Raw genomic sequence first — 23045 nt, 5'->3', positions numbered from 1 at the left:
CAATAGGAACTATATGAAACAGTCGGTGATAACTAAACTCACGTCATTAGTCGAGCGATTTGAAGAAGTCCAAGCGTTGCTGAGTGACCCTGATGTAATAGCCGATCAAGAACGCTTTCGCGCTCTGTCTAAAGAGTTTTCGCAACTTGAATCCGTCGTAAAAGCATTTAATCAATATCAGCAGGCGCAAGAAGACTTGGAGTCTGCGACTGAAATGATGAATGAAGACGATGCTGAAATGCGTGAAATGGCCCAAGAAGAGTTCAAAGCGGCGAAAGCGCAAATTGACACACTAGAGACTGAACTGCAAATTCTGCTATTGCCACGCGATCCCAACGACGACAGTAACTGCTTCGTCGAGATCCGCGCAGGTGCTGGTGGTGATGAAGCGGCGATTTTTGCTGGCGATTTGTTCCGTATGTATAGCCGCTACGCCGAATCGCAAGGTTGGCGTGTAGAAGTTATGAATGCCAGCGAAGGCGAGCACGGTGGGTTTAAAGAAGTTATTGCTAACGTGTCGGGCGATGGTGCCTATGGCATCTTCAAATTTGAGTCGGGCGGACACCGCGTACAACGCGTGCCAGAAACTGAATCGCAAGGACGTATTCATACTTCAGCGTGCACGGTTGCTGTCCTCCCCGAGGTTCCAGAATCTGAAGCCATCGAAATTAATCCTGCTGATTTGCGCATTGATACATTCCGAGCGTCTGGCGCGGGTGGTCAGCACGTTAACAAAACGGATTCAGCGATCCGTATCACGCATTTACCTACAGGCGTAGTCGTCGAGTGTCAGGATGAGCGGTCACAGCACAAAAACCGCGCCAAAGCGATGTCAGTACTAAATGCCCGCTTGAACCAGATGGAACAAGATAAACGCGCGGCGGAAGAGGCCTCAACGCGCAAAAGCTTGGTCGGTAGTGGCGACCGCTCAGAGCGTATTCGGACGTATAATTTCCCGCAAGGGCGCGTCACTGATCACCGTATCAATCTCACCTTGTACAAGTTGGACGATGTGATTGCAGGCGATCTGGGGGCACTGCTTGAACCTATCCGTCAAGAACACCAAGCGGATTTGCTTGCCTCACTTGCTGAAGATTGATGGGGTTAACCCTCGAACAGGCTTTGCAGCTAGGCAAAGTTGCGCTCAGCCAAGCTGGGATTGAAAGTGCCACAATAGACGCTCGTGTGCTGGTTAAACACGTGTGCGACGTCGATGATACATTCTTATATACCTATCCAGAAAAACTGCTCTCAGCGGCACAACAGGCACAATACGAACAGCTATTGTCTCGTCGGGTAGAAGGGGAGCCCATCGCTTATATCCTGGGTTATCGAGACTTTTGGGATATGCGCCTGCAGGTATCGTCCGCTACGCTTATTCCCCGACCGGAAACTGAGGTTTTAGTTGAAACTGCACTGGCGAAGTGCACACAGACTGGACTGAGTGTATGTGACTTAGGTACCGGTACCGGTGCGATAGCATTGGCTTTGGCGAAGGAGCAGCCAACATGGCAGGTTATAGGCGTTGACCTGATTGATGATGCTGTGGCACTGGCAAAGTCCAATGCTGCGCAATTGAAGTTGCCCAATGTTACCTTTAGGCAGAGCCGTTGGTTCGCAGCGTTATCCAGTCAGTCATTTCATCTCATTGTTAGTAATCCACCTTATGTCGAGCCAGATAGTCCATATCTGCAACAAGGCGACTTGCGGTTTGAACCCAGTTCAGCGCTGACGGCAAAAGACAATGGCATGGCAGATATCGCGCATGTTATCGCTACTGCGCCCGACTTTCTTGCTATTGATGGGTGGTTAATGATAGAACATGGTTATGCGCAAGCAGAGAGTGTTCGGCAGCTACTTGTAACTCGTGGTTTCAGTGAGGTCGAGTCGGTCTGTGACTTACAAGGTCACCCTAGAATTACACTCGGACAATGGCGAGCGTAACAGTAAGATTGTTGTAAAGGCACAATAAAAATGAATGATGAGCTGTTATTTGTTGATGAACCCGATGGGCCATTGACCAACCCGGTTGAAAGTGACGAAGGTAGCTGGAAAGTACTAATTGTTGATGATGAACCCGAGGTTCATGCGGTGACAAAATTAGCCCTCAGTGACTTTCAATTCAACGGTAAGGGCTTAGAATTTGTCAGTGCCTACAGTGGCGAAGAAGCCAAAGCCGTGTTTAAAAAGCACACTGATATCGCTGTTGTACTGCTCGATGTGGTTATGGAGCAAGACGACTCGGGATTACAAGTTGCTGAATACATTCGCGACGAACTTCACAATCATTTTTGTCGTATCATTCTGCGTACCGGTCAACCTGGGCAAGCCCCTGAAAAGCACGTCATCATTAATTACGACATTAACGACTATAAATCAAAGACTGAGTTAACCGCACAGAAGCTATTTACCGTGGTTATTTCGGCCCTGCGATCCTACAACGACATTATTGTTATAGAAGAGAATAGAGCCGGCTTGCAAAAGATTGTTGAAGCTTCCGCTGATTTGTTTTGCGCTCGCTCTCTTGAGACGTTTATTCAGGGTATTGTACAACAACTAGCCTCTATATTAGGGTGTTCTAAAGACGCTGCCTACATTACCAGCGCGGTTGCAACACCAATGCCCATTAACCATCCAGCGTCTGAGCAGTTGTATATTTTTGCGGGTAATGGAGAGTACGCCAATCACGAAGGCAAGCCGTTAGAGAGCGTGATCAATGATGAGCAACTTGCGTCTTGTAAGGAAGCTTTGCAACAGCAAGAGATTATTTATAGTGATGATCATCTAGTTGCATTTTGTCACAGTAAAACCCGCCGCGGTTCATTACTCTATTTATCGGGTTTGCCACGCAAACTCAGTCGCACGGATAGGGAGTTGGTCGAGATATTCGCGGAGAATGTACAGATTGCGTTTGACAATGTTCTGTCGACGCGCGATATCGAGGATACGCAACGAGAAATTATCGAGCGACTCGGTGTTGCGATGGAGCACCATTCAGCGTCATGTGAGCAATTGCGCCGAGTGCGATTAATGAGTGAAGCAATAGCGAAACACACAGAGCTCAATGCACATGAAATAGAATTATTTAGCATGGCAGTACCCCTGCACGATGTTGGCAGTGCCAAAGTACCTGAAGCTATTTTACACAAGCCTAGTGAACTCAGTAGCGAAGAACGCGCTAGCATCAAGCGCCACACTGAGTATGGCTATCAAATGCTAAAGGACTCCAAACGCCCGGTGGTGCAGCTGGCCGCTACATTGGCGCACCAACATCACGAACGCTGGGACGGGAGTGGATATCCCTTGGGTCTCAAAGGCACGCAAATAGCATTGGAGGCGCGTATTACTGCGCTTGCTGATGTCTTTGACGCGCTGTATAACGCCCGTCCACACAAACCCGCTTGGACGATTGAACAAGTAACGGATTATCTGAATGCAGAGAGCGGTAAGCACTTTGATCCGGAGCTTGTCAGTATTGTATTGGAAAATATTAGTGACTTTGTGGCCATTCAAACTAGCCACCCTTCGACGCCTCAACCATAAGGAAAAGACTAACCATGTATATGATGATGAAGCATCTACACATGACCGCTGTAGTGCTAAGTGTGCTGCTGTTTGTATTGCGCTTTATCTGGAAGCAAATGAATGCGCCAATAATGCAACGTAAGTGGGTAAAAGTTGTTCCACATATCATCGACACCGTGCTACTTGCATCAGCTATCACGCTGTGTATTTTGATAGCGCAATATCCGTTTGTGCACGGCTGGGTAACGGCCAAAGTACTGGGTGTTGTTACCTATATAGTGCTTGGTTTTGGAGCGCTGAAGTGGGCGCACAGCAAGGGGATGCAGTGGGGCGCATTTGTGCTGGCACTAGCGACCATTGTGTTCACCTTCAAAGTCGCCATCACCAAGCAACCACTGTTGTTCTGAGGAATTGATTATGATTGAGCAGGTCTCTGTCGCTGGTATCCCCGTTGCCAACCATCAGCCGATGGTTTTATTTGGTGGCATGAACGTTTTAGAATCGCGAGACCTCGCGCTGCGGATTGCAGAGCACTATGTCAAAGTGACTGATAAGCTCAAAATCCCCTACGTATTTAAAGCCTCATTCGACAAGGCAAATCGGTCTTCGGTGAATTCCTATCGCGGTCCAGGTCTTGATGAGGGACTTGAAATTTTCAAGGCGATTAAGGATGCGTTTGGCGTGCCTATCATCACCGATGTGCATGAACCCTACCAAGCCCAACCGGTTGCCGAAGTAGTGGATGTCATTCAATTACCGGCATTTTTGGCTAGGCAAACTGATTTGGTTGTAGCGATGGCTAAAACCGGTGCTGTGATTAACGTTAAAAAGCCGCAATTTTTGGCGGCTCATGAAATGCGTCATATCATTAAAAAGTTTGGTGAAGCGGGAAATCAGCAAATTTTACTGTGTGAACGCGGGAGTTGTTACGGTTACAACAACCTAGTCGTTGACATGTTAGGTATGGACGAAATGAAGTCTTATGCGCCGGTCATTTTTGACGCAACCCATGCGTTACAGAAGCCGGGCGGTCGCGCTGACTCTGCGGATGGGCGGAGGGCACAAGCCGCACAACTTGCGCGAAGTGGCATGGCATTGGGAATTGCGGGCTTATTTATCGAAGCCCATCCTGATCCCAATCAAGCCAAGTGTGACGGCCCTTGTGCATTGCCACTAGATAAACTTGAGCCTTACTTAAAACAGATGCAAGCGATAGACGATTTAGTTAAAAGCTTCGCAGAATTAGATACCAGCGCTACCTAAGGTAGCGCTGCGGTTATTCTGCAATTACTACCTTAAAACGATTGGTGGGTAGCGATTGTTTTGCATACGCTAATCGGCCATTGAGCTCGTAGGTTAACTTCGCTTGCTGAACTGCGGTTTCGATTTGCTGACGTATTTGGCTAGTAGACACAGCGAGATCAACGCGCGGTAGTTGCGCCGAAAGGTGCTGCTGGATATCTTCTTGATTGAGCCACACAGACGACACAGATGTATCGTCACTGTTACTCAAAGCAGCGTTGCTAAAGAGTGAAGCGGTGATTGCGACAATACTAATGAGCTTTTTCATGATGTCCTTCATTTATGAAAATGGATTAATTAAATTTGTAAATAAAATGTGATTTATTGTTAACCCTTTTAACGATAAATTTCTTTAAGAATAAAGGTTTAACTCAATTGATGGGTAAATTATACACAGGTTTTGTTTGGGTTAAATTGACATAAATTTGAATTTATCATTAGTAAATCTAATGCATGTGTCGCATAATTGTCATCTTGGAAATTTTGATTAGGTTGCACTATGAACCGTCGCTTCCCTCCGTTAAACGCGCTCAAGGCATTTGAAGCTGCTGGCCGGCATTTAAGTTTTACCAAGGCGGCCGAAGAATTATTTGTTACTCAAGCCGCCATTAGCCATCAAATTAAGACGCTTGAAGATTACTTGAGCATGAAATTGTTCCTGCGCAAGAATCGAACGTTGTTGCTCACTGAAGAGGGGCAGGCATACTACTTGGAGTTACGTGAGGCATTTCGACACATCCAAGATGCAACGGAGCGTTTGTTGGCCAAGGGCGCAAAAGGTGCATTAACGGTCGCTACCCCACCGAGTTTTGCCAGTCAGTGGTTGATCCCGCGCATTAGTCGCTTCTCGGCCCTCAATCCTGATATTGATGTGAAGCTAAAAGCGGTCGATCACGATGAAGGTTTTTTACAGGCTGACACAGATGTAGCGGTGTATTATGGCAAAGGGCGTTGGTCAGGGCTACACGCCGAGCCTCTACACGCAGAGTTTCTGACGCCCCTATGCTCGCCGCTACTGCTTACCGGAAGTAAGCCACTGGAAGTACTCGAGGACTTAAAGTTTCATGTCTTACTGCACGATTCTTCGCGTGAGGGCTGGAGCAATTATTTGAAGCAATTTAAAGTGAAGGGCGTAAATGTCAATCAAGGGCCTATGTTCAGCCACTCCATGATGGTGTTACAAGCAGCTGCGCTAGGGCAAGGAATTGCGCTAGGTAATACGATTTTAGCGCGTCCAGAAATCGATGCTGGGCGCTTAGTTGTCCCGTTCGCTGAACGGATCCAGAGTAAAGAGAGTTTTTATTTGGTGTGTGAAGAAAGTCAGGCTGAGATGGGAAAAATTCAAGCGTTTCGAGATTGGATTTTAGCTGAGGTAGAAAGTGAACGCGATGCAAATCTTTAAATCCCCAAGCGATATTTCAGTGCGAGGCCAAGTTATTCTAGGTCACGGTGCCGGAGCAGGCATGCATTCTGAGTTCATGCAGCAGATGGCTAGTTTATTAGCCCAAAATGGCGTGACTACTTGGTTATTCAACTTTCCGTACATGCAGCGCAGCGTCGCTGAAGGCAAAAAACGACCACCAGATCGCATGCCAAAACTGCTGTCACATATCACCGAGGTGGTTACGGCAGTGAGTCAATCTGCTGACTTTGATACCGCTTTACCGTTAGCGCTTGGCGGCAAATCAATGGGCGGCAGAGCTGCGACAATGTGGTTAGCTGACCCTGATACTCCAGCACAACACAAAGCACAGGTAGCAGGCGTTGTGGTACTGGGCTACCCCTTCCACCCGCCGGGTAAACCTGATGCGCTGCGCGTTGAACACTTAGCGACAATGGACAAACCAGGACTGGTATTACAGGGTGAGCGTGACACTTTCGGCAACCGCGCCCGGGTAACGGCACTAGCATTACCCGAAAGCTTCGTGGTGAACTGGGTAATGGATGGCGATCACAGTCTCAAACCGCGCAAATCAGCAGCGGTTACCTACGAACAAAACTTACAGTACGCGGCAAAGGAAATTGCGACATGGCTCTAAACCGCAGTATAGGGTTACTCATCATCGCGGCAGCGGTGCTGGCATTTATTGCAGTAGCCATGGGCGCTTTTGCTGCGCATGGATTACAGACGGTATTGTCTGAAGAACAGCTAGCGACTATTCGCACCGGCGTTTTATACCAGTTTATTCACTGTCTTGCGGTGCTGTTGTGTTGCGTTTTGCTAGCGCAGTCGATGCTAAAAAACCAAAGACGCCTTATTTGCGTGTCTGCATGGTGTTTTGTATTAGGTGTAATACTGTTTTCTGGCAGCTTGTATGGTTTGGTATTGCTACAACTTTCAGCTCTTGGCCCGGTAACGCCAGTTGGTGGGGTGTTATTTCTTGTCGGCTGGGGGTGCTTGACAGTTGTTGGGAGCAAGCTCTTACGTCAGCAAATGGTATAACGAATAATGAGCAACACACACTTTATTCTGGCAACGTGCCGCAGTGGTTATGAGAGCGACCTAGCAGCTGAAATGGTTGCCAAGGCGACTGAACTGGGGGTCTATGGATACGTCCAAACGACCAAGGGTACTGGCAGTGTTCATTACCATTGCACGTCGGAGAATGATCTGAATAAACTATCGCGGCAACTGCGTATCGACGATGTTGTTTTTGCGCGCCAGATGTTTACCCACCTTGTTACCATCGATCCTCTCCCTGCTTCACAACGCGTAGAGGCAGTGTTAGCGGCACTATTGCCGCATGCAGATGCACTACCCAAGCCGTTGGGACAAGTCTTAGTTGAACACCCTGATACCGACTCCGGTCATGAAGTCGCAAAGTTTTGTCGTAAATTTGCGGTGCCTCTGCGCCAAGCGTTGCGCAAAGCTAAATTATTAAGTGCCAAAGAAACGTCCAGTCAGTCGCGCCTGCACATATTTATGCCTTCGTTTGAACAGCTCTTCATCGGTGTTTCAACCGCGGCGCAATCACACCCGCAAAACAACGGTATTCGACGTCTAAAATTTCCAAGTGCTGCGCCCAGTCGTTCAACGTTAAAGCTCGAAGAGGCAATTCTCGAATTGCTAACCGAATCGCAACGCCAACAATTGTTTAGAGAAGGCGCGCGTGCCGTGGATTTAGGGGCATGCCCCGGTGGTTGGACATATCAGCTAGTGAGTCGCGGGATGCACGTGGAAGCGGTTGATAATGGTGCGATGGCTGAGTCTTTGATGGCTACGGGGCAGGTGAGTTATTTTGCCGCTGATGGTTTCAAGTACAAACCCGAATACGGTCGTGCACAGCTGTTGGTCTGCGATATGATTGAACGTCCCGATCGCGTAGCGGCATTAATGCAGAAATGGTTGCAAGTGGGTTATACCGATGCCGCTATATTCAATCTAAAGCTGCCAATGAAAAAACGCTACGAGACAGTTGCTGAGCTCCTCAAGCAGTTAACGGTTGCATTGGCTAGTCAATACAGTATCGTGTGTAAGCAGCTGTACCACAACCGCGATGAAGTGACAGTCGCCATTATGCCAAAAGCTTAAATTACAGTAGTAAAGCGCAACGGCGAAACAGCGCCGTAAACCCCATCAAATAGCGATTTTTTGTTTTTTTTCATGATATGGACAAAAAAAGTATAAAAGTCGTGCAGAAATCCTATATAATCCACGCCGTTTTTTTACTTGAACCAACAATGAAGTAGGGCTATGTCAGACTTATCTAAATACAGAAATATAGGTATTTTCGCGCACGTTGACGCCGGAAAAACCACTACGACCGAACGTATTCTAAAACTTACCGGTAAAATCCATAAGACCGGTGAGGTACACGATGGTGAATCAACGACCGACTTCATGGAGCAGGAAGCTGAGCGTGGTATTACAATCCAGTCAGCAGCAACAACTTGTTTCTGGAAAGATCACCGCTTCAACATTATCGATACTCCTGGACACGTTGACTTCACAGTTGAAGTGTACCGTTCATTGAAAGTATTAGACGGCGGTGTAGGTGTATTCTGTGGTTCTGGTGGTGTTGAGCCGCAATCAGAAACCAACTGGCGCTATGCGAACGAATCAGAAGTTGCACGTGTTATCTTTGTTAACAAACTAGACCGCATGGGTGCAGATTTCTATCGCGTGGTAGACCAAGTGAAAAAGGTACTTGGTGCAAACCCACTTGTGATGACGCTGCCAATCGGTATCGAAGACGACTTCGTAGGCGTTGTTGACGTTCTAGAGCGTAAAGCATACGTATGGGACGACTCAGGTCTTCCAGAAAACTTTGAAGTACAAGACGTACCAGCTGACATGGTTGACAAAGTTGAAGAGTATCGCGAGCAGCTTATCGAAACTGCGGTTGAGCAAGACGACGACCTAATGATGGAATACATGGAAGGTGAAGAGCCTTCAATCGAAGACATCAAGCGTTGTATCCGTAAAGGTACTATCAACCTAGACTTCTTCCCAACTTACTGTGGTTCAGCATTTAAAAACAAAGGTGTTCAGAACGTTCTTGACGCTGTTGTTGATTACTTGCCAAGCCCAACTGAAGTTGAGCCTCAGCCATTGACTGACGAAGAAGGTAACGAGACTGGCGAAGTAGCTACTGTATCTGTTGATGAGCCACTACGTATGTTGGCGTTCAAAATCATGGATGACCGTTTCGGCGCTTTGACTTTCGTACGTATCTACTCAGGTAAGTTGAACAAGGGTGACACTATCCTTAACTCTGCCACTGGTAAAACTGAGCGTATCGGCCGTATGGTTGAAATGCACGCCGATGAGCGTACTGAATTGCAATCAGCACAAGCGGGTGACATCCTTGCGGTTGTTGGTATGAAGAACGTTCAAACAGGTCACACGTTATGTGATCCTAAGCACCCATGTACGCTCGAAGCGATGGTATTCCCAGAGCCAGTAATCTCGATTGCTGTTGCACCGAAAGACAAAGGTTCAACTGAGAAAATGGGTATCGCTATCGGTAAAATGGTTGCAGAAGATCCGTCATTCCAAGTTGAAACTGACGAAGATTCAGGTGAAACCATCCTTAAAGGGATGGGTGAACTTCACTTAGACATCAAAGTAGACATCTTGAAGCGTACTTACGGCGTTGAGTTAAACGTTGGTCAACCTCAGGTTGCTTACCGTGAAACAATTACGTTGCCAGTTGAAGACAGCTACACGCACAAGAAGCAGTCTGGTGGTTCTGGTCAGTTTGGTAAGATTGATTACCGCATCCGTCCGGGCGAGCCTGGCAGTGGTTTCAACTTCACCTCTACCGTTGTTGGCGGTAACGTACCTAAAGAGTTCTTCCCAGCGATCGAGAAGGGCTTCAAAGGCATGATGGAACAAGGTGTTCTTGCTGGCTTCCCAGTACTTGACGTAGAAGTTGAGCTTTACGACGGTGGTTTCCACGCAGTTGACTCATCAGCTGTTGCGTTCGAAATTGCGGCGAAAGGTGCATTCCGTCAGTCGATTCCAAAAGCGGGTCCACAACTGATTGAACCAATCATGAAAGTTGACGTGTTCACTCCAGAAGATCACGTTGGTGACGTAATTGGTGACTTGAACCGTCGTCGTGGCATGATCAAAGACCAAGAAGCGGGCACTACCGGTGTTCGTATCAAGGCTGACGTACCACTTTCAGAAATGTTCGGTTACATCGGTCACTTGCGTACTATGACTTCAGGCCGTGGTCAGTTCTCTATGGAGTTCAGCCACTACATGCCTTGTCCGCAAAATGTTGCTGACAAAGTCATCGAAGAAGTTAAAGCGCGTAACGAGAAGAAGTAATTCGTAAGCGTTAATTGATAGATAAAAACCGGTGATTATTCACCGGTTTTTTTTTAGCGTTTTACGCAGTAGGCGGCGCAGCTGTTGCAACTGCTTTATTCCTTCAAACTGTGCTGGACTTGGCTGATACTCACTTTTGATATAGGCCTCGGTGATTTGTGCAAACACTGCGGTGCTAGCGTTATCCGCACTGTCAGCGACGCGTTGTAGAAAGTCTTCTGGCCCAAGCGTGGCACGCTTGATAGCGAAACTAGCCTCAACTAATTCAACGCTCTTGCGATACTCATTGGCAAGTGGGTTCAATGATCGATTACGCATCATCGGTAATATGTACAAACCTAACAGTAATGCGATAAGGGCAACCAAAGATAAGCCAATAACGGATAACTTGGCGGTAGTTAACTCACCGAATATCTGCCTTAGTATGTCTTTTTGCTGTTGATTGTTAAAACCCAGAACCCATTTGCTCCATTGGTAGTCGAGATTGGCAAACCACAGCCGCAGTTGATTAAACGCAGCGATGTTTTTCAAGCGCGCCAATGACAGCGGTGAGTCCGCCAAGAAGCTACCTTCTTCGCGCATTGCTTGCTCTAGGCCAAAATCGATGCGATCGGGTGATACCCATGCTGTTGGATCAATTCGGACCCACCCCCGATCATCTAGCCAGGCTTCCACCCACGCATGGGCATCGTATTGATAAACACTGATCACCGCGTCACTCTGTATCTCTCCACCTTGATAGCCGGTCACTAACCGTGCTGGAATATTGGCTAGTCGCAGTGCGTATGCGAGTGCACTGGCATAGTGAACACAAAAACCGGCCTGCTGGTTAAAAAGAAACTCATCCACCGGATTTTTGGGCATGGGCTGTGGGCGCAATGTGTAGCTGAACTCTTGTTCGAGGAAATAACGTTGGATGGCGTCGATAAAGTCACTCGGCCCGTCTGTTTGCGCGACTAACCCCGCCACCCATTCAACAGTTTTAGGGTTGCCATTTGATGGTATTTGCAAGTTAACGCGGCTGTCGACCGTTTGCAGAGTCTGATCTAAAGACATGTTATAGTAAGACTCTACCGTATAGCTCATGGTTGATACGACGGGTCTTGAGGCATACACCTGATACTCGAATCCTAAGTTAACCCCAAACTCACTGTTCGCCGATGGACTGGCCACATCAAGAGCGAATAACCAAGTTTGATGACTGGGCTCTGCAATCACTTGATAGTCCCAAAACTCGCCCTCGTAAACAGGGGTGAAACTACGGCCTAATTGTCGGTATTGGCGTGTTATTTGGCGGCGTGTTGGGCTTCTTGTCCATGTTTTGCCATCAAACTGTTCCAATGTCATTGCGCGCCAATAACGTTGATTATTGCGCGGTAACTCGGTGGAAAAAATAGCCCGAAATGCGAGCTCGGAAGATTGGCTCAGTTCGGCAATATCACCTGGTGTGACTGTGTCTGAAAGTCCTGTTTTTGCCCCCTGTGCTGTCGGCATTTGCCACAACGGCGGCAGTTTAGGTAATACTAAAAATAATAAAACCGCTATGGGCATTGCTTGCAGAAGTTGAATACCCGTGTACTTTATTGCACCGCGTTTACTCATATGCGGTGCGTGGATGGTAATTAATGAACACAGCAATACCAGCGTAATTGATACGTATATTGAGGTATGCAGGAGGCCTTGCTCAAAGATAAAACCACAGCCGGTTAAAAACAGCAGTGAGGCAAACAATTGAGTCAGGTCTTTACGCCTTGTGATCCGCAGTAGTTTGAACGCACAAGCCATGACCAACAAGTTGACCATCGTCAACAGCAACCCCAAGCTTAGGCTGAACCAACCGAGTGTGATGGCAGCTAAAATGGCAAGTAAATTGACAGTGCGCAACGCAATCTGAGGCTGTTGATCACGGAAGTAAAATGACCCACGCACGATCACTACACAAACGGCTAATACGGTTATCCAGCTCAACACAGGCGTTAACATAGTAAATACGAGCGCAATGTACGCTAAAGCCATGATGAAAGGCGTAATACTTTGCTCTATATCAATAGCACTTTGCGGTTTGGTTGTGGCGACTATCAAAGGCGTACCTCCGATGTGTTATCGGGGTACGCAGCGAGTGCTGTGAGACATTTTATTCGATGCGCCTCGCCGGTGGCTGGTGCAAGCTTTTGGCCGCCAAGATCTAAACCAAAGCTAACATTTTGTTGCGAACATACATTGATTTGATGCGCCAGTTTAGCCAGTTCCTGCTCTAGATTAACCGCATCAACCATTGGCAGCTTTAAAAAGCCTGATACTGATGCGTAGGATTCAAAATTTTTGCTCAGCCACTGCTGCTGTTTCGCGACATGCTTCCAAGCGACGCGGTTTAAGTTATCGCCAACCACATACCGCCGCAGACCCTCGAAGTCCTCTGTGCCGGGTTGGGCAACCAGTGAACCTTCTTGTTCGTTCTCGTCGGGCAAAGCATACAATTTTAATTCGCACCGTTGTGGCGCAGGGAATACGACTAAGTGGGTGTTAAAATCCAAATGCGTCCAGCAGCGATATAACCCCAGTGGAAAAAAGCTTTCAATCGTCAAGCGCGGTAAACGATGAATGCCGCGCTCGGGCAGTTGTAGCTTTAAATCTACTGATTGCACGCAATCAGCATCAATCACTTGATATTCGTCATCGCCGAAGGTTGAAACGCGAATCTCGCCGCTGGCTGATTTTTGGTGTTCTGCAGCATTTAAGTGCAGTTTGGCGGTAACCTGAGAATTGGCATAACCGGGCGGAATTGCTTTAAGCATCAAGCACAGTCTAGCGAAGTTCCAGTAACTGGCATGTAAATTAATTAGCAGAATCGCTAGCATCACAAAGCACAAAATCAGCATTAAATTATTTTGGTAGTTAGTGCCTAGTACGAACAAACTGATACACAACAACAAGTAAAGCCAACCGAACCGGCTGGGGAGAATGAAAATACTGCGCAAGTCCAATTGTTGTTTATGCGCTGCGGGGATCCGGCGATTCAGCCAGTCGTCCATGCGCTTGCGCCATGCTCGCTGTAGGTTAGCTAACAGCATATGTGCAGACTTAAGCGGCGATAGGGTCGACGGCAGCGAGCAATGACTCACTTAGCTGAAATGACAGATCAGAGTCGCTCCCAGGACTACGCAACCGGTGTTCTGCTACGGCGGCAAACACATGCTGAACATCTTCAGGGATCACGTAGTCGCGATTTTCCATCCACGCCCACGCCTTGGATGCGCGCAATATCGCACGACTCGCACGTGGCGATAAAGGGTTGGCATACTCACCAGACTCTCGACTGAAACTAACCAGGCGCAAGATGTACTCGAGCACAGCGTCCGCTACGTGAATCGTTTCGATTTGACCTTGCCAATCACTCAGCTGTTGTGCAGTTATCATGCTCTTTAGCGGTTCATCATTGTCGTTCTGCAGCATTTGTTTTTCGGCCTGCCAATCTGGGTAGCCCAGCGTTATGCGCATTAAAAAGCGATCTAACTGTGATTCTGGAAGAGGATAGGTGCCCGCTTGATGCAATGGGTTTTGCGTGGCAATCACAAAGAATGGTTCAGGTAACTCATGGGTTTGACCATCCAAACTCACTTGCTGCTCTTCCATGGCCTCAAGCAATGCGCTTTGGGTTTTAGGGCTGGCGCGATTGATCTCATCGGCTAATACCACCTGACTAAAAATAGGGCCTGGGTGAAAAGTAAACTGCTGTTTTTGTACATCAAAGATATTAGCGCCAAGCATATCTGCTGGCAGCAAATCTGATGTGAATTGGATCCGAGCGTAATCCAGACCAAAAAGCGTCGCTAGCGCATGGGATAACGTCGTTTTGCCCATGCCGGGCAAGTCTTCGATTAACAGGTGACCGTGGCTGAGTAAACAGCATACCGCTAATCGGTTTTGCGCCGACTTACCGATAATTGTTTGGTCTAACTCTGCAATTACTGGAGCAATAGCATTATTCATAGGTCGTCACTTTTATGTAGCCTCTATAAACTGTAGTCGAGATTTCTTTTCGACACACCTCTAGGAATAATACGCGCGTATGAAGAAGTGGTTTTTATTGTTGCGAAAAACCCGATAAAAGGACTGTTAACACAGTGATTTTTTAACGCGAATACGCTTATAATGCTCCCAATTTAATCGCAAGGTATGGTATGAAAACAATAACAATTGACGATGAGCTATATGCCTACATCGCTGCCCAAACTAAATTTATCGGTGAAGACGCATCGGATATTTTGCGTCGTCTTCTGTTACCTGAAACAGAGCAGGCTGAAGTTACTCCTGAAGAGCCGGAATCAGCTGCTACCAATGACGTCGAAGTACCGGCTCAACCTGAGGTTGAATCAGCCTTAGTTGCTCCACAAGCCGGTCAGGCTGAGGCTGGCCAATATGCACCGAGCCGCGATAAGTTACTCGCATGTGCAACGGTCGTTGAGCGCTTCTTATTAGTGCTGTCTGACCTCGCTGAGCATCATTCCCAGCAGTTTGAGCAAGTATTGGCGATCAAAGGCAAAGGCCGTGATTATTTCGCGACTAGCAAAGAACATCTGTTGGCAACGGGAAGTAGCACGAATCCCAAAGCAATTCCTCAAACTGACTATTGGGTTGTAACGAACAACAATACCAGTAAAAAAGCGTCTATTTTGCGTCAGGTAGCGGCAACACTTGGATACGCAGATAACGAGCAAACAGCGATTGCACAGTCGCTAACGCTTAAGTAACGTCAATATAAACAAGGAAACTTTATGGCCCTTCATCCGCAAGCAGGACAACCAGCAGATCCCAGTCAGCTAATTAACGTTGCTAAACTTGTGAGTGACTATTACGCAATTCAACCGGATATCAATGAACCCACGCAGACCGTTGCATTTGGAACGTCTGGGCATCGTGGTAGCGCGCTCAGTGCTTCATTCAATGAAGTGCACATAGCAGCGATAGCACAAGCATTGGCTGAGTATCGAATGGGTCAAGGCATAGACGGGCCATTATTCCTTGGTAAAGATACGCATGCCCTGAGTGAGCCTGCACATACCACTGCAATTGAAGTATTAACGGCTAACGGTGTGAATGTGGTGATTCAAGAAAATGGTGGCTTTACACCAACACCTGCGATTTCACACGCGATATTGAATTACAATCGCGGCAAAACTGCACACTTGAGTGATGGTGTGGTCATTACACCTTCACACAACCCACCAGAGGACGGAGGGTTTAAATACAATCCACCACACGGTGGTCCGGCAAATACTAATGTAACAGCGATCATACAACAACGTGCAAACCAGATTATTGCGGCTGGCAGCACCGCGGTAAAACGCCAATCATTACAAGCGGCAATGCACTCTGACTATGTGCAACAAACAGACTTTGCAACGCAGTATATCAGTGAGTTAGACCAAGTGATTGATATGGCTGCTATCGCTGCAGCAAAAATCAAGATGGGCGCAGACCCTCTCGGTGGCGCTGGTGTGTACTACTGGGGAAGAATAGCCGAACAATACGGTTTAGATATTACCGTAGTAAACAGCGAGGTCGATCAACGCTTTGCATTTATGCGCCGTGACAAAGATGGCAAGCTGCGCATGGATTGTTCTTCGCCCTTTGCAATGGCTGGCCTGGTAGATATGAAGGATAAGTTCCAAATTGCCTTTGGCAACGATACCGACTTTGATCGCCACGGTATTGTGACGCCAAGTGCAGGGTTGATGAACCCAAATCATTATCTTGCAACCGCGATTGACTATCTTTATACCCATCGCGAGCATTGGTCTAAAACGCTGAAGATCGGTAAAACACTGGTGTCGTCGAGCATGATAGACCGCGTTGCAAAGAACTTACAGCGCGAATTAGCTGAAATGCCAGTAGGCTTTAAATGGTTTGTTGATGGTTTAATGCAACAGAGTATTGGTTTTGCGGGGGAGGAGAGTGCTGGTGGTATTTTCTTGCGCCGCGATGCGACGCCATGGGCCACTGACAAAGACGGCTTTATCATGTGCTTATTGGCTGCAGAAATGACTGCCATCACTGGCGTCGAGCCAGGTGAGCGTTATCAACAGCTGACACAGCAATTTGGCACGCCTCATTACACGCGGGTAGATGTTGCCGCCTCACTTGAACAAAAACAGCAGTTATCTAGCATGCAAGCGAGTGTTGTTACTGATACAGAGCTAGCGGGTGAGGAAATTCTATCGATACAAACGCACGCGCCAGGCAATAATGCCGCGATTGGAGGCGTTAAGGTATCGACTGAAAACGGTTGGTTTGCTGCGCGACCTTCAGGCACTGAAAACGTGTATAAAATCTATGCGGAAAGCTTTATTGATGAAAGTCACTTACAGAAACTGCTCAGTGAGGCGCAGGAACTCGTCGATTCTGTGATTAAGTAAGGCATTATTGCAAACGTATTCACTGCTAAAATGTTAAGAATGTGTAAAAAAAGCACAAAAAACACTCAAAAAGGTGCTGGTTTAACATATTTTTAACAAAAAAATCAGTTTTTCGCTGCTATATTCTCGTTATGTTTACTGAAAAGTTGTAATTTTATTACGGCGCACTTTGGTGCAGACACAACGAGAGCTACTCATGACAGCAAAAACGAAAAAATCCAAAGCGTCTCAGGCAGCGAGCACAGCTGCCGCGCCTGAGACTCCAAAGTTAGACAAAGGTGAGCTTAAAGCCGCTATTGTCAGACATCTTCACTGTACGCTCGGTACGGATGAGAACAAAGCCAACAACCACGCTTGGTGGAAAGCAACGTGTGCCGCCATCCAAGAGTTGGTGCTAGAAGGATTGCGCAAGACGCAAAAATCACATTACTTCAACGACACGCGCGCGGTGCATTATTTTTCTGCTGAATTCTTAATGGGGCGCCTATTGTCAAACAATATGCACAACCTCAATCTATTTGAGACGGCAAACGATGCGCTTACTGAGCTAGGCATAAGTCTAACCGATGTACTCGAAGAAGAGCCCGATATGGCACTTGGCAACGGTGGTCTAGGCCGCTTGGCAGCCTGCTTTATCGATTCGTTAGCTACCATGGAGATGCCGGCAATCGGCTATGGTATTCATTACGAACACGGCTTATTCCGCCAGGAAATTAAGAACGGCGCACAAATTGAGCGACCGGATAGTTGGCGTGATTACGGCAACCCTTGGGAAATTTGCCGCCCAGAGTCGATTCAAGAAGTCTCTTTGTATGGTTACGTAGAGACCAAGTATGGCGATAATGGTCGAATTCAAAAAGAATGGCACCCTGGAAGCATTGTAAAAGGTGTGCCGTGGGATATCCCAGTCGTTGGGTACGGTGGCAAAACGGTTAACGTATTGCGTTTATGGCAAAGCCAATCATCGGGGTACTTTAACTGGGACGTTTTTAACGCAGGCGGTTATGTGGATGCACAAGTAGAGAATGTGCAGGCCGAAACCATCTCCAAAGTCCTTTATCCAAACGATGAGACTGAAGCGGGTAAAGAGTTGCGCTTGATCCAGCAATACTTTTTCTGTGCCTGTTCACTTAAAGACATCATTCGTCGTTACAAGCGTGCACACGGTGATGACTGGAGCCGCTTCACTGACCAGGTGGTGATCCAATTAAACGATACTCACCCAGCTATCGCTATTCCTGAACTTATGCGTATCTTGGTTGACCGCGCAGAATTGGATTGGGATAAAGCGTGGCAAATCTGTACCAAAACATTTGCCTATACCAACCATACGTTGCTCCCAGAAGCCCTTGAAAAATGGCCTGCGCGCATGTTGGAAAAGATATTGCCCCGCCACCTAGAAATTATTTATGAGATCAACCATCGATTTATGGCAGAGGTTGAGAAGAAGTGGCCAGGAGATAACGCGATTAAGTCCAAGTTATCTATCATTGAAGAAAGCAGTGAAAAGATGGTTCGTATGGGCAACCTATCGGTAATCGGTTCTTTCCGCGTCAACGGCGTAGCAGAAATTCACAGTATGCTAGTTAAAAAGAACCTGTTCCCTGAGTTTGACCAGTTGTGGCCTGAGAAACTGACTAACGTGACTAACGGTATCACTCCGCGTCGTTGGTTAAAGGCGTGTAACCCTGCATTGTCGGCTCTCATCGATAAGAAAATTGGTGACCAATGGCCCCTAAATCTTAGTCAGCTGACCGAGCTAGCGGTTTATGCAGATAATAAAACCTTCCAGAAACAGTTTATGAAGGTGAAGCAGGACAACAAGGTAGCGCTGGCGCAAACTATCAAAGAATTGACGGGTTTAACGGTTAATACCGATGCGATTTTTGATATCCAAATCAAGCGTTTGCACGAGTATAAGCGACAGCATTTGAACCTATTGCACATTCTTGCACTGTATCGTCGTTTGTTGGAAAACCCCAGTTACGACATGCATCCAAGAGTGTTTATCTTCGGTGCAAAAGCTGCTCCGGGCTACACGTTGGCAAAGGATATTATTTTTGCGATTAATAAAGTTGCAGAGAAAATCAATAACGATCCACGGGTCAATACTAAGCTGCAAGTTGTATTCTTACCGAACTATCGCGTGTCACTCGCTGAGAAAATGATCCCGGCAGCTGATGTATCTGAACAGATTTCAACGGCAGGTAAAGAAGCATCCGGCACCGGAAATATGAAACTTGCGCTTAACGGTGCGGTGACCGTGGGTACGCTAGATGGCGCTAATATTGAAATTGCTGAAGAAGTGGGTGATGACAATATCTTTATCTTTGGATTGACCGTTGATGAAGTCGCTGAGTTGAAGCGTAAGGGCTATAGCCCAGACGATTATTATTATAAGAATGCGGAAATCAAAGCGATTCTTGATTGGCTAGAAACCGACTACTTCACACCGGGCAAACCTGGTGCGTTAGCATCGGTCAAACACAGTTTGTTGTCGGGGGGTGACCCTTATTTGTGTCTAGCTGACTTTGACTCTTATTCAGCGGCACAAGAACAGGTTGATGCTGCATATCGCGATAAAACGCGATGGGCAAAAATGGCCATAATGAACACAGCAATGATGGGTAAGTTCACCTCTGATCGCTCAATTAAAGACTATGTTGACCGGGTATGGAATTTAACCGCCTGTATCGTTGAAAACTAATAAGAACAATGAAGTAATTAAAGAACGCGAACTCTGTTCGCGTTTTTTTATGGGCACGATATTAATCACTGGCTAATGCAAAAGTTTATCGTTAAACTCGACCTATCTTGTGTGAGTTATCCGTTGTACTCATGATTCGTATTCACCAAAAATTGACTGCGATCCCTAATCGCTTTGCCTTTATTCACTGCGTAGAGAGATGTGCACAGGAAAGCAACTCGGTGTCGATGATGTTAATCGATGTTGTTCGATTTTCTGACGTGACCACCAGTTTTGGAACACACATAGGCGATGAGTTCCTTCTGTCCATCGCCAATCGCATTAGCTTATTATTCAAAGATGCCGCGCAGTTTGGCCGCATAAGCGGTGATGTTTTCGCATTGTTGTTTGATAAAAAGTATACGCCTTTAGAGCTGATGACCAAGTTTGAATACTTAGTCGAACATTTCAAAACGCCAATCCAGTACGACGACCATTCGTTTATTGCCGATTTTAATGTTGGCGCTGCGGTCGCAGATATGTCCAGCTTCAGTATCACTGACTTTGTTGCGCGCGCTGAGGCAGCCCTTAAGCAAGCCAAACAAAACAAATATGAAAATTTTGCATTTCTCAGTGAGCGCAATAAAAATTCAAATGCGCGCAGTCTAACCCTTAAAGCTGATTTACAACGCGCTTTGCGCAATGGTGAGTTAGAGCTTTATTTTCAGCCTAAAGTAAAACTCAGTAATCTAGAAATAATTGGTGCTGAATGCTTACTGCGATGGAATCACCCCCTCGATGGCGTACTTTTTCCTGGTTCTCTGATTGAAGCCGCTGAGTCTTACAATATGATGAATGAGCTAGGCTATTGGACCATCGAGAATGCATTCCAGCAAATGCGCGAACTTGACGCTGTAGGGTTAAATATCACCTTATCGGTGAACATTTCGCCTACGCAACTCTACGATTCGCAATTAGTCCCAACACTTAGACGTTTTTCGCGTGTCTATAACTTGCCGCTAGAGCGCTTTGAACTTGAGTTAACTGAAGACGTGGCACTGTCCAACAGCTTGATGGTTAAACGCCAGTTAGATGAGCTCAGAGCGCTTGGATTATCGATTTGTATTGATGATTTTGGCAAAGGTTACTCAAACTTGAGTTATATTCGCGACTTGGCGATTAACACCCTTAAAATCGATAAAACGTTTATTCTCGATATCGACAAAGATGCGGTTAACCGAGCGATTATCCAAGCCGTCAAGTTGATTGGTAACGCCAAAGAGTGCGATGTGGTTGCTGAAGGCATTGAAACCGTTAAACACTTGCACGTCCTGCGTGAGGTTGGGATTGAGCACGGCCAAGGTTTCTTATTTACGCGCGCATTGCCTTTAAGTGAATTTATCGAGTTCGCTCAACACGATATCAGTATTGGGACTTCCTTCCTACAACGCCAAAGCCTATCTTCTTAGACCAGTGTAACAAACGTGAAATAATCGGTTAAATTCGGTTACCATAGTGTTATGTAGTTAATTACTAAGACATTATGGAACTGCAAAACATTATTACCAGCCAAGGCTTCTTAGCACTTTCTCGGCAACAGCCTGAAATGTTCGACCATTCAACATCATTTACACTGGCCAACAACACACGGGTGACAGTGCATGCGCCAGGAATAATCGAATTTGTCCCATCGCATTCAGCGACAAAAGCGATCGTTTTGTCATGTGGCGTGCACGGCAACGAAACGGCTCCGATAGAAATCCTTGATGATTTAGTGCAAGGGTTACTCAACGGCAATTTGCAATGCCAGCAGAGTGTATTGGTACTGTTTGGTAATTTACCAGCGATGGATATTGGTGAACGCTTTGTCGAAGAAAATATGAACCGATTATTCTCTGGTGCGCACAGTCAAGCTCCGGGGTTAGTCAATGATGAGCGTCGACGTGCGTTGCAACTAGAACAGCACATCGAGCATTTTTACGCCGCGCAAAGCTCAGTAGAAACACGAATTCACTATGATTTACACACTGCGATTCGCGCCTCTAAGAATGAAAAATTTGCCGTGTATCCACTGTTACACGGACGCAATCACAGCCGCTCACAGCTGGCCTTTATGGCGGCCTGTGGGGTGAAAACGATTTTGTTGTCCGAGAGTCCAACCACTACGTTCAGCTATTTTAGCTCAACAGCATTTAATGCCCATGCATTTACGGTGGAGCTCGGTAAAGTCAGGCCGTTTGGTCAAAACGATATGACACGTTTTGCCGAGGCTAAGGCAGCATTATTGGCTCTGGTTTGCGACAGGGATTATCAGCCGCCGAGTATTTCCCTAGATGATTTGTTGATCTATCGCGTTAATCAGGTCATTAATAAGCAACATGCGGATTTTCAATTACACTTTAGCGATGATACAGCGAACTTTACGGATTATAAGGCAGGCCAAGTGTTAGCATCAGAGACACAACGGCAATATGTTGCCCAGCAAGACGGCGAAGCCATTGTTTTTCCCAATGCTAGCGTCGCTATCGGTCAGCGCGCACTATTAACGGTAGTTCCGACAACAATAGAGTCACTAGATGACTGAATCATTTGAACTAGACAGTCGCTTAAAAAGCGATACCTATCTGCTTGCGGAATTAAGCTTATCGACAGCGCTACTCAGTAAAGATGCAAACTATCCTTGGCTTATTCTTGTGCCGAGAATCGCAGGGGTTAAAGAATTGATTGATTTGAGCATAGCTCAACAGCAGCAGCTATTGCTGGAAAGCAACACGGTCAGCCAATTTATCTGTGATTTCTTTAACGCTGAAAAGTTAAACGTTGCGGCATTAGGCAATGTCGTTGCGCAATTGCATGTGCATCACATTGGCCGTTTTGCCTCTGATGCAGCATGGCCTGGGCCTGTTTGGAATGCCGTACCGGCAATTAGCTATACTACTGCGCGGGTGCAGGAAATCACCACTGCATTTGAAGCCTACATCACCACAAGGAGCGATTTATGATTATCACTACAACTAACCAACTCGAGGGTAAGTCCATCGATAACTATTACGGTATTGTCATCGGTGAGGCGGTTATGGGAGCGAATCTGTTTAAAGATTTGTTTGCGTCTATTCGCGATATTGTTGGTGGTCGCTCAGGTTCATATGAAGATGAATTGACCCGCGCGCGCAAAATTGCGTTCGCCGAACTCGAGCAAGAAGCGAGAGCTATGGGGGCGAACGCGGTAATCGGTATTGATATTGATTACCAAGTAATTGGTGATAAAGGCAGCATGCTGATGGTAAGTATTGCGGGTACCGCAGTGCGCTATTCGGACGTCTAATAAACCGTTTGA

At 46.8% G+C, this 23045-nt stretch carries 21 protein-coding genes; 17 read left to right on the top strand and 4 right to left on the bottom strand.

The window, feature by feature from the left end; genetic code table 11:
* Nucleotides 1-13: 13 nt before the first annotated feature.
* The 5 genes from prfA to kdsA are packed head-to-tail and all read left to right on the top strand — an operon-like array spanning nucleotide 14 to nucleotide 4788.
* Nucleotides 14-1099, top strand: coding sequence for a peptide chain release factor 1 (gene prfA, locus QTP81_RS11330; protein WP_289365577.1), 1086 nt, complete (start codon nucleotides 14-16; stop codon nucleotides 1097-1099).
* Entirely contained in the window at nucleotides 1099-1944 is an 846-nt protein-coding gene (gene prmC / locus QTP81_RS11325) for a peptide chain release factor N(5)-glutamine methyltransferase (protein WP_289365576.1), read from the top strand. Before prfA ends, prmC begins: the two co-directional genes overlap by 1 nt.
* Before the next feature lie 30 nt (nucleotides 1945-1974).
* Nucleotides 1975-3543, top strand: a complete 1569-nt coding sequence (locus QTP81_RS11320) for a DUF3369 domain-containing protein (protein ID WP_289365575.1) — start codon at nucleotides 1975-1977, stop codon at nucleotides 3541-3543.
* Nucleotides 3544-3557: 14 nt separating this feature from the next.
* Entirely contained in the window at nucleotides 3558-3932 is a 375-nt protein-coding gene (locus QTP81_RS11315) for a SirB2 family protein (protein WP_289365574.1), read from the top strand.
* A 10-nt stretch (nucleotides 3933-3942) separates the two neighbouring features.
* Nucleotides 3943-4788, top strand: coding sequence for a 3-deoxy-8-phosphooctulonate synthase (gene kdsA, locus QTP81_RS11310; protein WP_289365573.1), 846 nt, complete (start codon nucleotides 3943-3945; stop codon nucleotides 4786-4788).
* Between the two features lie 13 nt (nucleotides 4789-4801).
* On the opposite strand, the gene QTP81_RS11305 is transcribed toward kdsA, so the two are convergent.
* On the bottom strand, nucleotides 4802-5095 hold the full coding sequence (locus tag QTP81_RS11305; RefSeq protein WP_289365572.1) for a hypothetical protein: 294 nt from the start codon (nucleotides 5093-5095) through the stop codon (nucleotides 4802-4804).
* Nucleotides 5096-5326: 231 nt separating this feature from the next.
* On the opposite strand from QTP81_RS11305, the gene QTP81_RS11300 reads away from it, so the two are divergent.
* From QTP81_RS11300 to fusA, 5 genes are all read left to right on the top strand, one after another.
* Complete coding sequence (locus QTP81_RS11300; protein ID WP_289365571.1) at nucleotides 5327-6229, top strand: transcriptional regulator GcvA; 903 nt, start codon at nucleotides 5327-5329, stop codon at nucleotides 6227-6229.
* Nucleotides 6216-6866: an alpha/beta family hydrolase gene (locus tag QTP81_RS11295; RefSeq protein WP_289365569.1), complete on the top strand. Its 651-nt coding sequence runs from the start codon at nucleotides 6216-6218 to the stop codon at nucleotides 6864-6866. The genes QTP81_RS11300 and QTP81_RS11295 overlap by 14 nt, the downstream gene beginning before the upstream one ends.
* Complete coding sequence (locus QTP81_RS11290) at nucleotides 6857-7270, top strand: DUF423 domain-containing protein (protein WP_289365568.1); 414 nt, start codon at nucleotides 6857-6859, stop codon at nucleotides 7268-7270. The genes QTP81_RS11295 and QTP81_RS11290 overlap by 10 nt, the downstream gene beginning before the upstream one ends.
* A gap of 6 nt (nucleotides 7271-7276) precedes the next feature.
* Entirely contained in the window at nucleotides 7277-8359 is a 1083-nt protein-coding gene (rlmM, locus tag QTP81_RS11285; protein WP_289365567.1) for a 23S rRNA (cytidine(2498)-2'-O)-methyltransferase RlmM, read from the top strand.
* Nucleotides 8360-8521: 162 nt separating this feature from the next.
* Nucleotides 8522-10606, top strand: a complete 2085-nt coding sequence (gene fusA / locus QTP81_RS11280) for an elongation factor G (protein WP_289365566.1) — start codon at nucleotides 8522-8524, stop codon at nucleotides 10604-10606.
* 39 nt (nucleotides 10607-10645) lie between these two features.
* Here the strand turns inward: fusA and QTP81_RS11275 are convergent, their stop codons facing one another.
* The 3 genes from QTP81_RS11275 to QTP81_RS11265 are packed head-to-tail and all read right to left on the bottom strand — an operon-like array spanning nucleotide 10646 to nucleotide 14596.
* Nucleotides 10646-12688, bottom strand: a complete 2043-nt coding sequence (locus tag QTP81_RS11275; protein WP_289365565.1) for a transglutaminase TgpA family protein — start codon at nucleotides 12686-12688, stop codon at nucleotides 10646-10648.
* A complete protein-coding gene (locus tag QTP81_RS11270) occupies nucleotides 12685-13677 on the bottom strand; it encodes a DUF58 domain-containing protein (RefSeq protein ID WP_289365564.1) in 993 nt (330 codons plus the stop codon). The genes QTP81_RS11275 and QTP81_RS11270 overlap by 4 nt, the downstream gene beginning before the upstream one ends.
* 10 nt (nucleotides 13678-13687) lie before the next feature.
* Nucleotides 13688-14596, bottom strand: a complete 909-nt coding sequence (locus tag QTP81_RS11265) for an AAA family ATPase (protein WP_289365563.1) — start codon at nucleotides 14594-14596, stop codon at nucleotides 13688-13690.
* Nucleotides 14597-14787: 191 nt separating this feature from the next.
* Between QTP81_RS11265 and QTP81_RS11260 the strand changes: the two genes are divergently transcribed.
* The 7 genes from QTP81_RS11260 to QTP81_RS11230 all read left to right on the top strand — a co-directional run bounded on the left by QTP81_RS11260 (nucleotide 14788) and on the right by QTP81_RS11230 (nucleotide 23033).
* On the top strand, nucleotides 14788-15357 hold the full coding sequence (locus tag QTP81_RS11260) for a Negative modulator of initiation of replication (protein ID WP_289365562.1): 570 nt from the start codon (nucleotides 14788-14790) through the stop codon (nucleotides 15355-15357).
* Nucleotides 15358-15381: 24 nt separating this feature from the next.
* A complete protein-coding gene (pgm, locus tag QTP81_RS11255) occupies nucleotides 15382-17022 on the top strand; it encodes a phosphoglucomutase (alpha-D-glucose-1,6-bisphosphate-dependent) (protein WP_289365561.1) in 1641 nt (546 codons plus the stop codon).
* A gap of 196 nt (nucleotides 17023-17218) precedes the next feature.
* Complete coding sequence (locus tag QTP81_RS11250; protein WP_289365560.1) at nucleotides 17219-19729, top strand: glycogen/starch/alpha-glucan phosphorylase; 2511 nt, start codon at nucleotides 17219-17221, stop codon at nucleotides 19727-19729.
* Between the two features lie 131 nt (nucleotides 19730-19860).
* A complete protein-coding gene (locus QTP81_RS11245; protein ID WP_289365558.1) occupies nucleotides 19861-21177 on the top strand; it encodes a putative bifunctional diguanylate cyclase/phosphodiesterase in 1317 nt (438 codons plus the stop codon).
* A gap of 80 nt (nucleotides 21178-21257) precedes the next feature.
* Entirely contained in the window at nucleotides 21258-22292 is a 1035-nt protein-coding gene (gene astE, locus QTP81_RS11240; protein WP_289365647.1) for a succinylglutamate desuccinylase, read from the top strand.
* On the top strand, nucleotides 22285-22710 hold the full coding sequence (locus QTP81_RS11235) for an HIT domain-containing protein (protein ID WP_289365557.1): 426 nt from the start codon (nucleotides 22285-22287) through the stop codon (nucleotides 22708-22710). Before astE ends, QTP81_RS11235 begins: the two co-directional genes overlap by 8 nt.
* A complete protein-coding gene (locus QTP81_RS11230) occupies nucleotides 22707-23033 on the top strand; it encodes a heavy metal-binding domain-containing protein (RefSeq protein ID WP_289365556.1) in 327 nt (108 codons plus the stop codon). The genes QTP81_RS11235 and QTP81_RS11230 overlap by 4 nt, the downstream gene beginning before the upstream one ends.
* The last annotated feature ends 12 nt before the right edge of the window (nucleotides 23034-23045 follow it).

This window comes from Neoalteromonas arenosi (genome assembly GCF_030362855.1).
Classification (GTDB): Bacteria; Pseudomonadota; Gammaproteobacteria; order Enterobacterales; family Alteromonadaceae; genus Alteromonas_E; species Alteromonas_E arenosi.
The sequence above is the reverse complement of the archived record's forward strand: the minus strand, read 5'-3'. Positions and strand labels throughout refer to the sequence as shown.